We start from the raw sequence: 15,739 nt of genomic DNA, 5'->3' as shown, positions 1-15,739 counted from the left end.
ATGCCGGACAACAGCGGTAGCCCGGCGCCGCTCATCGACGCGCTCCACCGCATCCTGTGGCTCGTGGAAAACCAGCCACGGAACCTCAACCGTTTTCTCGACGAGGCCCGTCCCAACCGGGAGCGCCTCCGCGTGGTCGCCCAGGCCCTCGCCGGCCGCGCGCTCTCCGGCGGCGACGCAGAGGAACGCAGCGTGATCACCACGCCGGCGGAGCAGGCCGCGCTCAAGAAGCTGCTCGCCCACTGGCGGGCGCTTGTGGATCAGCGACTCGCGGCGGACGAAGGCAGGATGTTCGATACAAGAGGAGGAGGGTAAGTGATGAACGCCGACACAAAGACAAACGGCGATCCGGGCCGAGTTCCAGAGCGAAGGTACCGCAAGCCGCCCGTGATCGAAGCGCTTTGCGAGATCTACTTCGCTGGCTCCAACTGGGACGAAACCATTCCGGGTGCGTTTTACGAGCGGGTCAAGAGTGACTTTCCGCAAAAGCGGCAGAGGACAATTCAGGAGGCCCAGATCACGCTCGGACTTGAACATGCTACCGCGGGCGTTCGCCAGCTTCCGCCTTGGATGCAATTTCTCTCCAACCAAAAGCATCGAATGATTCAGTTGGCGCGAGATCTGCTGGTGCTCAACCAGCTTGCACCCTACCCACACTTCGAGGAGTGGGAACCCGACGTATTCCGAGCACTCAGCCTATATCGAGAGCTGGCCCAGCCTGAACGACTGAGCCACCTCGGGCTGCGTTACATCAACCGTATCGAGATTCCGGGCGGACAGATACATATGGAGGATTATTTCACCATATATCCGAACCTCCCACCCAGGCTCGGTAAAATGCACGGCGCCTTCGTGGTTCGAGTGGAAGTGCCGCAACCAGACGACGGCCACGTTGTGGTGATCACCTTCGGGACCGGAGGTCCCCCCTCTGCTCCGGAGCCGGTGCAGCAATTTGTTCTGGATTTTTATGATCGTGTGGTGATCAACATAGCAATCGAGGAAGAGGCTATACGAAAAGAAATACGCCGGGCGCACGAAAACATCGTTGTTGCTTTCGAAGACAGCATTACCGATAAGCTTCGAGCGCTCTTTGAACCGGAGGAGCGAGTATGACAACTGCATCAGTTCTGCCAAGGCTACCGAGCCACGAGTACCTGTCGCCTGAGTCCGCTAGGGCTATGAAACCTGTCATCCGCCTCGACAGATTCGGGATGGAGAGCAGTACTCGTACAGTGTTGGTGGAGGCGGAAGCGTCGCCCGAATCAGCCGCGGTTGCTGAGCGATTCTATTCGCTAGCGGAAGAGTGGCGAAGGGAATGCGCTCACCTCTCTTCAATGCGTGAGATGGTGCTGCACCCGGCGTACCAGCAGATCATCGGTATGGGCAAAGAGGCGCTCCCGTTTCTTCTGCGCGAACTGGAGCGTAAGCCCGATCATTGGGACTGGGCGCTGTGGGCGATCACGGGGGAGAACCCGGTCCCTCCCGAGCATGCGGGCCGTATCGCCGATATTGCGCATGACTGGCTCGAATGGGCCCGAAGAAGGGGAATCGAGTGGTGAGCAAGGTGCTGGAGAACTGGTTCCCGGGGCTTTGTGGGACCCCCTACGAGGTGACGAGCCCCGCCGATGTCGGTTACAACTGTATCGCCTGGGCCACGCAGGACACCTCACGCTGGTGGGAACCCGATCCCCTGCATTTGCGGTATTGGCCTCGCGAGGTTCGGCGTGAATACACCCTGCAGGCTTACGCCGACGCATTCCGGCTGCAAGGTTTTGAGGATTGTGCGGACGCAGGACTTGAAGAAGGCTGGGAGAAGGTCGCGCTCTTTGCCACGCCGGACGGCACGCCCACTCATGCAGCGCGTCAACTTCCCGACGGAACCTGGACGAGCAAGCTCGGCACGCTCGAAGACATCAAACACCTGGAGCTCACACACGTGGCCGGCCAGCACTATGGCCAGCCCGTAATCATTCTGCGTCGCCGGAGGAAAGCGGCTTCATCTGGGAGTGACAGCACATGACTACCAAGGCCCTTCGTCCCTGGACCGAGCTGGTGAAGCTGCACCCCGACGTCGAAGCGGGCGTGCTGACGGAGGCCGTCTTCGCCATAGACCTCGGAGCCATTGCTGCAGGCGACCCCAACGTTCCAGTCGTGAACCGGGACCCTGAGGCCTTCTTCCGCGCGACCTACCTCACGACCGATCTGCGGAAGCTCCTCGATGAGGTGCTGGCCTCGCTTGCGGGAAGGCACGGCTACAACCGCGTGCTCAAATTGCGCACGCCGTTCGGCGGCGGCAAATCGCATACGCTGGCGGCACTGCTGCACGCCGCCCGGCACCCCGAGGCGCTCGTTCAGCTGCCGGAGGCGCAGCAGTTGGCGCGGCCCGCGAACGTGGCGGTCGCCGTGTTCGACGGGGAAAAGTTCGATGCCCGCAACGGTAAGGAACTTGAAGGCGGCCGGACGATCCGCACGATGTGGGGATGGATCGCCTGGCAGATTGACCCGGAGCGGGCATTTCCCATCGTGGCGGGTCACGACCAGGATCGCGTCGCGCCGGGCGGCGACGTAATTCGGGACCTCCTCTCCAAAGGGGCGAGTGGACGCCCGGTGCTGCTGCTGCTTGACGAGGTCCTGAAGTACATGGAGCGGGCGGCCGCCGTGAGCGTGCTCGACTCGACGCTTCAGCGGCAGGCCAAGGACTTTTTCCAGAACTTGACCGTCGAGGTCGCAGGGAGCACGAACGCGGCGCTCGTCTACTCGCTCACCTGGAGCGCCCGGGAGGCGCTCGGGAACGTCGCCTTGCTGGCCGAGATTGACAAGCTTGCCAGCCGTGTAGACCAGCTTCGGGAACCAGTCACTGGGGACGAGATTCTGCACATCCTAAAGCGTCGGCTCCTCGGCGCTGCGCCGGACCACGGCGTCGCCACGGAGGTTGCGACTGCCTACCAGGATGTCGTCACAGGCATGCGGAGGGCCCATGCGGAAACGCCTGCCGAACGCCTGCAGGCCGAAGAGGAAGGCCGTCTCCTGCGCGACCGTATGCGGGCGGCTTACCCGTTCCATCCTGCGCTCATCGACCTCATGCGAGAGCGGTGGACGGCCGTGGATGCCTTCCAGAGGACGCGGGGTGCATTGCGTTTTCTCGCTTCCTGCATGCACTCGCTCAAGAGGAACGGTGGTGCCCGGCTGCTCCTTGGCCCCAGCGATGTGCCGCTCAAGGACGTTGATGTGCGGGTCAAGATGCTCAAGGAGCTCGGCGCCCAGAACGACTATGATCCGGTCATCACCGCAGACATCGAGGGGCCAAACGCGCGGGCCAAGCGGATTGACGAGCGGATGGCACGGGAGACGCCGGCACTGGCGAGCGTCAAGCCGGCCACGCGCCTGGCCACCGCCATCCTCCTGTACTCCTTCGGCGGTCTCCGGCGAGAGGGCGCAGGCGAGACCGAGACGCTGCCCGCTGGGGTGACGGAGAGCGAGCTGCTGGCAGCCTGTGTCGGGCCGGATTTGGACAACATCACGGCAACGGCGGTACTGTCCGAACTCCGCAACGCCTGCCTGTACCTCCACTATGACGGCGTCCGCTACTGCTTCAAGAAGGACCCGAACGTCACCAAACTCATCGAGGACGCGGAACAAGAGATCTCGCGGCAAGAGGCACAGGCGGGAGGTCGAGGGCCGGTTCGCGACAAAATCAAGGAGTTGCTCGATGCCCGCCTCGCGGGCCACCACGCGGCGGTCGTGTGGCCGGAGAGGAGCCAGGATATCCCCGATGGCGAGCCGCGCTTTTTGGTAGCCTATCTTCCGCTGGAGTTCGCGGGGGAGACCAAAGCAGAACAGGAGCGAGTGGCGAATGATTACCTCTCGAAGTACGGGGATCGGCCCCGGCGCTACCGTAACGGTCTCGGCTTGGCCATTCCCGACAAGAAGCAGATCGAAGGGCTTCGCCGCGCGGTGCGCTACCTCCTGGCCATCGAGCGGGTGGAGGCGAGGAAGCAGCAGCTTCGCCTGACGAAGGATCAGTTGGACCAACTGAAGGAGAGGAAACGGACGGAAGAGGCCGCAGCGGAGTCCTGCTTGCGCGACCTGTACATTGCTGTGTGGCTGCCGCGCGTCGCGAACGGCGAGATCGCCCTAGAGCGGGTGGAGCGAGGGGGCCGGCCGCTTCAGGCGGCCGGCATCCATGAGCGGGTCATGGAGCTGCTCACCAGCGTCGGGATTCCTCGCCTCCATGGCAGCGTCACCCCTCGCAAGGTCGCGGAACGCGTCAAGCTGGGAGATGCGGTTCCCCAAGGCGGAGCACCGGTTCTGGGTGTCAAGGCGTCCGAGGTTCTGGAGTCCTTCTTCAGAGATCTCGTGCCGCCGCGCCTCGAGTCTTCTGAGGTTCTCCGGAAGGCGATTGTGCGGGGGGTTGCCGAAGGGACATTCGCTTATACAAGCGGCCCCCAACCGGTCCTGGGCGCGGACGGGAAGTTCCAGGTCAGCCGCGACAAGGTGGTCGTCGGACGGCCACTTGCCGAGGACGAGGTGGATTTCGAATCGGGGTTCCTCATGGCGCCTGCAGCAGTCCCCGAGGCGGCAGTCCCTCTAGGCGGCGGAGCCGGTCCGACTCCGTCCGGCACCGCTGGCGGCGGTGAGTTTTCTCCCCAACCAGCGGATTCAGGCGTAGCTCCGGATTCGCCGACTGCCACCCGGGCCGGTACGCGCCCCAGCGCCGTGCGGCTCAGGTTCAAGGCCACCAGAGACCAGATTTTCAAGGCCTTTCCGGCCATCGCGAATCTAGCGGACAAATCGGACGAGCAGAAAGTCACTGTTAGTGTGGAAGGGAGATCGTCAGAAGGTTTCGACCCATCCTGGCTGCGTAACGCGGTCGAAGAACCTCTGGAGGAGGCTAATATCGAGCGAGAACCTGAAGAGCAACCAGAATAAAAACAGTGGTTAGGCTAACACCGATTTTAGAACGCAGATTGTGGAACGATAATGCTCATACCAAATGCGGATTGGGGACCGGAGAATGCCACCTGGTAAGTTTGTGTCCTTTCGAGCTCTATGCTTCGTGATGCGTGGCCTTTCGTAGGCCAATTGGTATCATACAAATGCCGAGTGAAGATCGCACATTGCCGCTCAGTAAGTTCAGGTCCCACCACGCTCTTTGGCTCCGTGAACGTGGTCTATTCCCCCGCCATTGGTAGAACAAGGGGGTTTGCAAAGGCAATTTACATTAAGGAGTGGTTGGAAAAACTAGGCGATGAGCTTAGCAAATTTCTTTGCAGCAATCGGAGAATGAGCGCTTGCAAGAAACCAGAACTTGTACTCAGTGAGCCACGCTTGCAAGGGTTTCTTTTGACGGTCTGTCAGGAGAATTGGCTCAGCGTTCTACGCGCCTACTCAGCGAGCCACGCTTGCAGGGCTTCTTCCCAGAGGTACACCCGCCCATTTTGCAGCACGGCGACCTGAGTATTGCGTGCCTCAGTTTTAGCTCCAGGGGTGGCTCGTTCACCAGCAACGACAGGAATAGCTCGATAGCCTGCCTGCCCCAGCAGGCGAGCTCGCCGCCATGCACGCTTCACATCGTTCACATCCACCACCGCAGAAACTTCGATCGCCAAATAGACGTCCGAGACTTCAGGCCGAACGCGCGGCTGACCGCTGACGATCAGGTCTACCAGCAGCGCATCTGTCACATCGGCAGGAGAGAGATGGGCCTCCAAGGCGTTCCTCAACGTCTCACGCTCTACCACACAAACCTGCCGAAGCAGCGTACCGAAGTAAGCACTCGCTTTGTTTTCATACTCGGCCTCTAATGCGCGACCCATTAGATAGCCTAGTCTAATCTCAGTTCGTTGCTGAGCCTCCCGTAGCTGGGCTGTCTCGGAGGCTAGTTGAGTGAGCCGCTCTTCGGTCCGACGCTGCGCCTCAGCCAGTGCCCTGAGCGCCTCTTCGGTCCGACGCTGCGCCTCGGCCAACGCTCTCAACTCCTCCTCCGTCTGGCTCAGCCGCTCCTCGGTCCGACGCTGCGCTTCGGCCAATGCCGCCAATTGCTCTTCTGTGCGGCTCAGCCGCTCCTCCGTCCGGCTCAGCCGCTCCTCCGTCCGGCTCAGCCGCTCCTCGGCCTGGCTCAACCGCTCCTCACTCCGACGCTGCGCCTCAGCCAGCGCCCTCAGCGCCTCTTCGGTCCGACGCTGCGCTTCGGCCAACGCCGCCAATTGCTCCTCGGTGCGGCTCAGCCGCTCTTCCGTGCGACGCTGCGCCTCCTCCGTCCGACGCTGCGCTACGGCTAACGCCGCTACTTGTTCTTCAGTGCGACGTTGCGCCTCGATCAGTTCTCGAACCATTTCCGGCAGCGCCAGTAGCTCGTCGGTCAGCAACAAACGACGCAGTTCAGCCCGCCACTCCGGATGTTCTCCAAGCAGCCTGACTAAATCCAGGTAATCTTGTACTTCAAAAGCCATCCTTCGTCCTCCGGACCACTCACGGTCTCGGGCGACCAAGCCCCATTAGGCAACCAACAGGCAGCATGCCTGTGACCAAACCCGCTCATTAGACTACCACAACATGCATCGTTGCTCCAGCCTCCACAAAGGAACCCCAGCCCAGCTTCTTCGGTTATTCTTACCAGTAGCCCGGACAAAAACCATGTCTGATGAAGCGACACGAAAGAGCAGAACCAGAGCTTCCCAAAGTAGGTGGACAAAAGTTCCGGGACATTTTGGAAGGACGGGTTGCAGGGACGGGAGGCTTTGGAGTGCGGTGACCTGTCACCGCTTTCCGATCAAAGCTGCACCAAGTCGCAGCACTCCAAAAACGCCCCGAACTTTTGTCACGTTACTAAGCAGCAGTCTTCGATCTTCTGCGCGCGCTTGGTATCAGAACCTAACACCGCCTGGAAACAAGTCGCAGAAACGTGCCAACTAATTCCGTGGGCACCTTTCATCCGTGGGCGGCGATTTCCCCGATCAGGTGCGCCAACGGATGAAGCGTGCCAACGGATGTCCGTCTTGTCGGAGCCGAGCTTTATAAATGCCGTGTGAAGATTGCGCAGTCGCGCTCAGTCAGTTCAGGTGCTGCTATGCTTCTGGGCTCCACGAACGTGGCCTTTCCCCACGCAATTGAAGCACACTTCAGCTCGAGACTTCTTCATCGTCTCCCAGGTCAGGATTGTTCAGCAGGAACGCAGGCAGAAAAGAGCTCACTTCAACTCGAGGCTGCCTCATCGTCTCTGCTGATGCGATACCGGCTCCGGTGGCAGACGCGCAGGATCAGTTGGGCCGGCGCCAATATAGGTTTCAATCCAGTTGAAAAACTCCTGATGCCAGAGTCGCGAATTCTGTGGTTTCAGAATCCAATGGTTTTCGTCAGGGAAGTAAACGAGCCGCGCCGGCACACCCAGCATGCGCAACGTGGCGTAGTAAGCGAAGCCGTGCGTCACCGGCACGCGGTAATCGAGTTCACCATGCGTGATCAGCGTCGGCGTCTTGAAATTCTTGGCATACGCTCTGGCCGATTGCTTTTCCACGCCTTGCGGATTATCCCAGTGAAATCCACCCAGCGCCCGCTCGCGTCCGCGCACATAATCGGAAGCCATCTGCGGCGCCCAATCATAGACGCCAGCATGACACACGTAGGCTTTATATCGGTCGGTGTGGCCGTTCATCCAAGCGACCATGTAGCCGCCAAAACTGCCGCCGGCAGCGGCCAGCCGCTGCGGATCAATATATCCCTGAGCGATCAAGAAATCGGTGGCTCGTTCAATATCCTCCAGCTCTTTTGTGCCGTATTGTCCCTTGATCGAATCAGTGAAGGCATCGCCCCAGCCCGGTGATCCGTGAAAATTGACGGCCGCTACAACATGCCCGCGACTGGCCAATAGGTGCATGTTCCAGCGAAAATGAAATTGATCAAGCCAGGCATTATGCGGCCCGCCATGCACGGCATGCAGCAGCGGCCATTTCTTCTGTGGATCAAAGTTGGGCGGATAGATGACCCACATCTGCACAGACTCGCCACCCCACCCTTTGAAGTAGAACTCCTTCACCGGACCGAGTTGCCACTGAGCAGTCAGTTGATCGTTGAACGTTTCAATTTTGCGAACGTCGCTGCCATCGGATGAAGCGGCATACAGAGTGGGCGGCACGTCCATGCTGGTGCGAACGAATGCGATGGTGCGCCCATCGTCGCTCAACGCAAAATTCAGATGTGTGCCTCCTTCAATCAGCCGGCGCGGCTGGCCGCCGGTCAATGGCAGCAGCCAAATCGGCTGACGCCCTTTATCTTCGGCCGTCACATAGAGCCGCTGACTATCGGATGCCCAAGTCAATTCGTTAACTGAATAATCCCAGTCGTCTGCCAATGCTTGTCGGTCGGCGGTGCGGCGATTGATCAACATGACGCGCTGTCGGTCTGGCGCATATTTGATCAGATGTCGCGTGTAAGCCAGCCAGCTTCCGTCGGGTGAGTAACGTGGACGGCTGTCATTGGCTGGGTTATCACTGGTCAAGTTGCGCCACGAGCCGCCCCGTGCGGGGATCGTCACGATGTCTAAGTTGGGATCGAAGCCAGGGTCTTTGGACAAGTCAACAGTGAGCGCGATTTCGCGGCCGTCCGGAGAAATATCATAGAGAGCGGCTGAGGGTTCGTCCCGAGCGATGTAAATGCCGCTGCCCGCCAACACATTCCAACGTTCGCCGGTTTGCACGTTGATGACAAACAGGTGCGGGACGCGCCCATCGGCCAGCCAACGGTCCCAGTAGCGGTAATTGGTGGTCTCGATGACGTAGGCTTTGACCTTGGCATCTTGTCGTTCTTTGAGCCGTTTGGCCTGCTCCTCATCGGTGCTCAGGTCTGGCCAGACCCATGAGATGAAGGCCAGATGGGTTGAATCGCGGAACCATTTGATGGCTGAAGCGCCGGTAGGAATTTTCGTCAGGCGCCGGGCTTCACCACCTTCAGGCGAGATCAGGTAAATTTGGTTCTGCTCATCGCCGTCACGTTTACTGACGAAGGCAATCCACTGCCCGTTAGGTGACCACTGAGGCTCGGCGTCGCGCGCCGTGTGGGTTGTGAGCCGGCGCTGGGTGCGACCGTCGGTGGCCAGCAGCCAGATGTCCGATGAGCTGTTATTCTCCTGCATGTTGTAACTGGTCACTTCGACAGCGACCCAGCGTCCGTCGGGCGAGACCGAAGGCGCTCCAACACGTTTGACAGCCCAGAGGTCTTCTACGGTGATCGGGCGCTTGGCTGGAGCCGATTGCGCAAAGCCCGAAGCCGCGATGAAGATGATCAATGAGAGAGATACGAGCGGCTTTTTCATAATGCCCCTCCCGTTGTTTCCACGACGACTGACCGACCAGCCAATCACGCAGGTCAATCGCCGTTTGAGTCGGCGCGTCCTCATTGCTCAGGTGGCGCGACGTTGCGCTGGCTGGCCGGTTTGACCAGCACCGCCGGAATATCCCCGTCTCTGAGCGTGCGATTGAATGCCGCTAGGTCTTTGCTTATGACCTGCTGCAGCGCGGTCAATTGCGCGTCCAGTCGGGCCGAGAGATCATTGAACACGTCATACATCTGCCGGGTTGGTCGAGCATCGGCGCTCGCCACCGTGCTAGCCAACGCCGCGAGCTTGTTGTTGAGCTTAATCGGATAATTCAAAACGTCCTGGCTACTCTTGACGCGCACCTGAACAAGCTCTTCCTCAATCGCCGTGAACTTCTGTTGTAACGATTTTGCCGTGTCGCCCAACGATTTGGCGTTGGGATGATCTTTTAATCGTCGGGCTAAGTCGTCCACCTGTTTACGAGCCTCTCGAATGGTGAGCACTGCCTCGTGCGCTTGAGAGAGTTTGTCACGAAGCTTGATGAGCAGCTCGAACTGTTGTTTGAAGTCCTCCGGAGTTGTCGTCAGGCGCGGGTCTTTGACGATCTGCAAAGGTTGCGTCAGCTTGATGTCGCCGACGGTCAGTCGAACTTGATAACGTCCGGGCACGGCAACCGGTCCACGTGTGCTCCCGCCCCAAAGCAAAGCGCCGGGCAGCGCCGTGGCGTCCGGATAGCGCAGGTCCCAGATGAACCGATTGAGTCCAGCTTCAGCCGGCAGCTTGGTTGGAGCGCGCCGAGCGCCGAACGACTCCTCTTGCTGCTCGGTAGGCGGTGGCTCGGCGCTGGCCGCGCTGCTGAACGTGCGGATCACCGCGCCGGCTTCGTCCAAGATTTCCAGCTTGATGTCGGTCTTAGGTTTTTCCTTCAGGTAGTAATAGAGCACGGCGCCGTTGGGCGGATTCGTTCCCAGGCTCAGCCCCGGACGGCTGAAGCTCGACCCGCCCATGCGATAGGTGGTTTCTGGCGCGAACAGGTAGGCATCGGCATTGGCTACCTCGCGGCTCAATTGATGCAGCACCGCCAGATCATCCAGAATCCAAAACGAGCGTCCATGTGTGGCGACGATCAAGTCTTTTTCCCGCGGCTGGATCACCAAATCGTGAATTGGTGTGGCCGGCAGATTCAATTGCAGTGATTGCCATTGTTGACCATCGTCGAAGGAAACGTGCACGCCTCGTTCTGTGCCGGCATACAGCAAGCCGCGACGATGCGGGTCTTCGCGCACGACGCGCGTATACTCGACGTCTGGAATGCCGGCGGTGATTTTCTTCCAGCTCTTGCCATAGTCGTTGGTCTTGTAGATGTACGGTTTGAAATCATCGAATTTGTAGCGAGTGGCAGCGACGTAAGCTGTGGCTGCATCGTGTGGCGACGGTTCGATGATGCTGATGAGTGTCCATTCTGGTAGCTCTTTGGGCGTTACTTCTTCCCACGAACGACCACCGTTTCTGGAAATGTGAATACGGCCATCGTCCGTGCCGGCCCAGAGCAGTCCGGCTTGTCGAGGCGATTCGGCCAGCGCGAAAATGGTGTTGTAGTATTCGACACTCGTGTTGTCCTTGGTGATCGGACCGCCCGATGGACCCTGCTTGGACTTATCGTTGCGCGTCAGGTCGGGACTGATGATTTGCCAGCTCATCCCTTCGTCTGTGCTCTTGAACACATGATTGCCGGCGGTATAAAGCACAGTGGGATCATGCGGTGAAATCAGAATCGGCGCTGTCCACTGAAACCGATACTTCAGATCGCCTGCGCCCCAGCCGATGGGACTTTCCGGCCAGACGGAAATCTCATGGACTTGCCGTGTGCGATGATCGTAGCGCGACAGATAGCCGCCGTAGCAGCCCGCGTAAACGATATTGGGATCATCCGGTCGCACAGCAATGTAGCCGCTTTCACAACCGCCCACGGGATGCCAATCGGTGCGATCAATGCCGAAGCTGGTCGTTCGGCTGGCAATGCTCACGGTGGTGTTGTCTTGCTGCGCGCCGTAGACGCGATAAGGAAATTGGTTATCCACTGTGACGTGATAGAACTGTGCCGTCGGCTGATCCTGTTCAGTCCACGTCGCGCCGCCGTTGTAGGTGACGTTCGCGCCGCCATCGTTGGCGTTAATCATCCGCAGAGGATTATTCGGATCAATCCACAGATCGTGGTTGTCGCCATGCGGCACAGAGATGGTCCGATCAAACGTTTTGCCGCCATCAACCGATTTGAGGAACTGCACGTTGAGCACGTAGACTGTTTCGGCGTCTTTCGGATCAGCGTAAATGTGCGAGTAGTACCAAGCGCGCTGGAGCAATCGGCGATCGTCGTTCATTTTGCGCCACGTTTGACCGCCGTTATCAGAGCGGAATACGCCGCCATCTTCAGCCTCAATGATCGCCCACAGGCGCTCCGGTTGCGCCGGCGAGACGGTGATGCCGATTCTGCCTTTGATGCCCTTTGGCAAGCCCTCATTGTTGGTCAACTCGGTCCACGTATCACCGCCGTCCGTTGACTTATACAGGCCGCTGCCCGGGCCGCCTGAAGACAAACTCCACGGATTGCGATAGGCCTCCCACAGCGCCGCATAGATGATGCGCGGGTTGGAGGGGTCCAGGATCAGATCAATCGCGCCCGTCTTGTTGTCCTTGAAAAGAACTTTTTCCCAGGTTGCGCCGCCATTTTTTGAACGATAGACGCCGCGCTCAGCATGCGGCCCAAAGGCGTGCCCGAACGCGGCCACATAGACCAGATCGGGATTGTTGGGATGCACGCGGACGCGACTGATGGTTTGTGTGTCGGCCAGCCCGACGTGCTTCCACGTTTTGCCGGCATCCTCGGATTTGTAGACACCGTCGCCGGGCGAGACATTGCCACGAATACAGGCTTCGCCCATGCCGACGTAAATCACATTGGGGTCCGATTCAGCAACGGCAATCGCGCCAACCGAGCCGGTTTTGAATGTGCCATCAGAAATGTTGATCCAGGTGATGCCGCCATCTTCGGTTTTCCAGACGCCTCCGCCCGTTGCGCCGAAATAGAACGTGTAGGGCTGGCGAGGATGTCCGGCAACAGCAACCGAGCGCCCGCCGCGATATGGGCCGATGCTCCGCCATTGCAGCGCCTTGTAAAGGCGGACATCGAGTGAGGCAGACTTGGCTTCGGGCTGCGCGTAAGTTGGCAAGACCCATCCGACAACTGAGACGATGAGGCTGATTGCTACCCACCGGCGCGTCCAGGCACGGAGACTGCCGGGGCGATGCCAGTTGCCTCCTGTCTTCGTTTCGTCTCGTCCTGAAAATAGACTGGGAGCGCACGCATCGTGCGTGCTTTTGAAGGCCACATAGGCACGCGCGCAGGCGCGCTCCCCGGTTTGCATCCTTTGTGGCGTGCGTAAGCTCATGGGCAATTCCTCCGAATGTATTTGGCTTTTACCTACGGCTTGCCGGTCAGATGTACACAACTCTTGGCAAGAAGTCAATCTTCAGGATATGCTCATGCGCCTATGAAACTGAACATCGGTGATAAAGCTCCTAATTTTCGTTTGCCCGATCAACATGGAACCATGCACACCCTGTCGGACTATCGGGGACAATGGGTGCTGCTCTACTTCTATCCCAAAGACGATACACCCGGCTGCACCAAAGAAGCCTGCGCCATACGCGATCAGTTTCCGCGCTTTGAGCAACTGAACGTCAAGGTTTTTGGTGTCAGCACGGATTCGGTCAAGAGCCACAGCAAGTTCGCTGAGAAATATCATCTGCCCTTCACGCTTCTGGCTGACGCTGAGAAGAAACTGGTTCATGAGTACGGCGTGTATGGCAAGAAAAAATTTATGGGACGGGAAGTCATGGGCACGCATCGCACGTCGTTCCTGATCAACCCGAAGGGCAAGATCGCCAAAATCTATGAGAACGTCAAACCAGAAACGCACGCCGAGGAAGTGCTGAACGACTTGGCGGAGCTCACTGCCTAGCAGGGGAGGAGGATCATGAAAGCAATCTGGCAAGGAGTCGTCCTGGCTGAAAGCGACGAGACGCGCATCGTCGAAGGGAACCACTATTTTCCGCCGGATTCCGTCAACATGGCCTACCTGCGACACAGCGACACTCATACTGTCTGTTCGTGGAAAGGTGTGGCCAGTTACTACGACGTGGTGGTTGGCGAGCACGTCAATAAGGACGCGGCGTGGTACTATCCCGAACCGAAAGAGGCTGCGCAGGAGATTGCTCATTACGTCGCTTTCTGGCGCGGCGTGGAAGTTAAACCATAAGTCTTGGGCCCATCGCGCGCTGTCAGGCCTGCAAGCAGTGGGGAGAATCGCTGATGAGGAAGCATTCTTCAGACTTCTCCAAACAATGTGAACTGGCCTGACGCCTCGATCTTTCTGCCGGCCTAATAGGCATGGACCCTGTTTGGGTATTCGGGATTATTCTCGGGTGGCGTCAGCACCTCGGACTCACCCGATGAGACCTTCCTTGAAAATAACCATTTTCATGCTTCGTGGCCAGCGCGGAGCTCATGGGCGATTCCTGACTTTATCTTGGAGTGCGCCGGCAGAGCGAAGCGGCGACGGCGCTTTCCGTCCCAACACAACGCAGCAGGCCAAAGCGGCGTCGCGCCCTGCGGGCTTGCCGCCGCACTCCAAAACGCATGCGTCCCTGAAAATAACCATTTTCATCCTTCGAGGCGCGCGATAGCACATGAGTGATTCCCCTGATGAGAGCCGCAAGGGCGCGAGGAGCACAGAGAATAAGAAGACTCACAGGGGTCGCCATGGCTTCAGCAGCTTCATGTTCATCTTTCACGGTGTACCTGGTAGCAGATGGGTGATTCTATGGCTATTCCCATTCTTGCCGGTGCGCTGTTGCCCACAGCAATGCGTTAGTGACGGCTTGCTATTGCTGCCCACGTCACCATTGACAAACCGGTACTTGCTTTGTAATTTGACACGCTTGTTCATCTCAGACATGAAGCATGAAACCGCACGTCAACCTTGCTAAAACACGCTGTTTCGCTTCCAAAACAAAAACGCAGGTCATGTGGTAAAGGGATATGAGTACAAGCAGCGGAGTTCTGTTTGAAACGTTCTTGAATCAACATGATGATGAGGCATGGGCCGAGGTGATGGATTCGCTTCTGCCGTTGATACACGAAGTTGATCAAACAGCCACGCGCATCTGGTTCCATTTTTATCCATTGGCTTTGGCTCGTGCGCTCCAGCAATCAGACGATCCGGCAGCGTTGGCCAACAAACTCGTCTTGCAAGGGCGCTACCGATTGACAGATCAAATTGATTCGTCGCACGCCTTTCTTTACGGTCATCGTTACTGGCCCCAGGTGAAACAAGCGATCATTGCGCACGCAAACTCGAGCAGCGTGCTGTCAGGCCAAACGCTGACCGAGCAGATTAAGCACGTCGCCCAGCAGGTTAGCAACGAGCTGAACCAGCCCTTCTCTTTGTTCATTGGGATCACCGCCGTTGGTTTTATGACGGTGCAACAAGTTGGGCTGAGCGCCTTCATGCAAGCCGATGGGGCGATCAGGCTGCCCCAGCACGTTGCGGCTCGCTCGCCCCAGCAAGTGCTGGCTTGCCGTGCGCGGGATGATCGGCAAGGATGGCTGGCCTGGTTCAAATATCCGGACAAAGTTTGGACGATCACGTTTGATGAAAATGATCCGCATGCGACGTTCAAGCTCATCAATTCACAACACCTGACGACAGCGGCGGCTCATGATAAGCGTCCCTATCACCTGCGCGATTCTCGGTGCATCATCAATGAAGGACCGATTCCGGTGCAATGTCGCGCCGGCTCATGTGGCACGTGCTGGGTAGGCGTGCTGGGTGGCGCTGAGAAGCTCTCGCCGGTCAGTTCATTTGAACGGCAGCGGATGAAGGAGTTTGGCTATATTGACACAGATGAGGAGAAGCCGATCATTCGCTTGGCCTGTCAGGCGCAAGCGTATGGCGCGGTCTCCATTGTTATTCCGCCGTGGAGTGGCGTCCTTGGCCGGTATCTTCGCCAGCGGCAGCGAGCCAGCGCCAATATAGGCTAGCTGCCGCGCCGACACAGGAAAAAGAGGTGTTGAGACCATATCCAGTTCCGGCAAGGTCGTCACATTGGAGCATTGCTGTATGCGCACACTCGAACAAATAACAGATGAGGTCTTGACGCTGGCCGCCACTCATTTCAATGTGCCGCGCCATCAGCTTCGGCCTGAAGATGACATGTTTGCCGTGCTGGGCATTGACAGCCTTCAAGCGTTGGAGCTGTTGACGCGCTTGGAACATCACTTTCATATCGAACTGCCCGATTACGAGCTGCAAGGGGTCAGCGATTTTCGCGCGTTAGCTGAACGCATTCACACACGACTCTGAT

At 58.6% G+C, this 15,739-nt stretch carries 12 protein-coding genes; 9 read left to right on the top strand and 3 right to left on the bottom strand.

The annotated features are described in order from the left end of the window. The 5 genes from NZ823_07210 to NZ823_07190 all read left to right on the top strand — a co-directional run. Positions 1-315: DUF1156 domain-containing protein (locus NZ823_07210; GenBank protein MCS6804918.1), on the top strand; the 315-nt coding region annotated here is incomplete at its 5' end. 3 nt (positions 316-318) lie between these two features. Further along, positions 319-1,113 (top strand): TIGR04255 family protein, encoded by a 795-nt coding sequence (locus NZ823_07205; GenBank protein MCS6804917.1) that lies wholly within the window; start codon positions 319-321, stop codon positions 1,111-1,113. A gap of 65 nt (positions 1,114-1,178) precedes the next feature. Continuing rightward, positions 1,179-1,559, top strand: coding sequence for a hypothetical protein (locus tag NZ823_07200; protein MCS6804916.1), 381 nt, complete (start codon positions 1,179-1,181; stop codon positions 1,557-1,559). Continuing rightward, positions 1,529-2,020 (top strand): hypothetical protein, encoded by a 492-nt coding sequence (locus NZ823_07195; GenBank protein ID MCS6804915.1) that lies wholly within the window; start codon positions 1,529-1,531, stop codon positions 2,018-2,020. Before NZ823_07200 ends, NZ823_07195 begins: the two co-directional genes overlap by 31 nt. Then, positions 2,017-4,929, top strand: coding sequence for a DUF499 domain-containing protein (locus NZ823_07190; GenBank protein ID MCS6804914.1), 2,913 nt, complete (start codon positions 2,017-2,019; stop codon positions 4,927-4,929). Before NZ823_07195 ends, NZ823_07190 begins: the two co-directional genes overlap by 4 nt. 455 nt (positions 4,930-5,384) lie before the next feature. Here NZ823_07190 and NZ823_07185 read toward each other — a convergent pair whose 3' ends face one another. The 3 genes from NZ823_07185 to NZ823_07175 form a co-directional block, all read right to left on the bottom strand. Next, entirely contained in the window at positions 5,385-6,452 is a 1,068-nt protein-coding gene (locus NZ823_07185) for a hypothetical protein (protein ID MCS6804913.1), read from the bottom strand. A 758-nt stretch (positions 6,453-7,210) separates the two neighbouring features. Then, entirely contained in the window at positions 7,211-9,310 is a 2,100-nt protein-coding gene (locus NZ823_07180) for a S9 family peptidase (GenBank protein ID MCS6804912.1), read from the bottom strand. A gap of 80 nt (positions 9,311-9,390) precedes the next feature. Further along, positions 9,391-12,762, bottom strand: coding sequence for a glycosyl hydrolase (locus NZ823_07175; GenBank protein ID MCS6804911.1), 3,372 nt, complete (start codon positions 12,760-12,762; stop codon positions 9,391-9,393). Between the two features lie 102 nt (positions 12,763-12,864). Here NZ823_07175 and bcp point away from each other — a divergent pair, with 102 nt between their 5' ends. From bcp to NZ823_07155, 4 genes are all read left to right on the top strand, one after another. Further along, entirely contained in the window at positions 12,865-13,335 is a 471-nt protein-coding gene (gene bcp / locus NZ823_07170; GenBank protein ID MCS6804910.1) for a thioredoxin-dependent thiol peroxidase, read from the top strand. 12 nt (positions 13,336-13,347) lie between these two features. Next, a complete protein-coding gene (locus NZ823_07165) occupies positions 13,348-13,632 on the top strand; it encodes a DUF427 domain-containing protein (GenBank protein ID MCS6804909.1) in 285 nt (94 codons plus the stop codon). A 782-nt stretch (positions 13,633-14,414) separates the two neighbouring features. Continuing rightward, entirely contained in the window at positions 14,415-15,416 is a 1,002-nt protein-coding gene (locus NZ823_07160; GenBank protein ID MCS6804908.1) for a (2Fe-2S)-binding protein, read from the top strand. A 79-nt stretch (positions 15,417-15,495) separates the two neighbouring features. Then, positions 15,496-15,738 (top strand): acyl carrier protein, encoded by a 243-nt coding sequence (locus tag NZ823_07155; GenBank protein ID MCS6804907.1) that lies wholly within the window; start codon positions 15,496-15,498, stop codon positions 15,736-15,738. The last annotated feature ends 1 nt before the right edge of the window (position 15,739 follow it).

The sequence above is a fragment of the Blastocatellia bacterium genome, assembly GCA_025054955.1.
Lineage (GTDB): Bacteria > Acidobacteriota > Blastocatellia > HR10 > J050 > JANWZE01.
The sequence above is the reverse complement of the archived record's forward strand: the minus strand, read 5'-3'. Positions and strand labels throughout refer to the sequence as shown.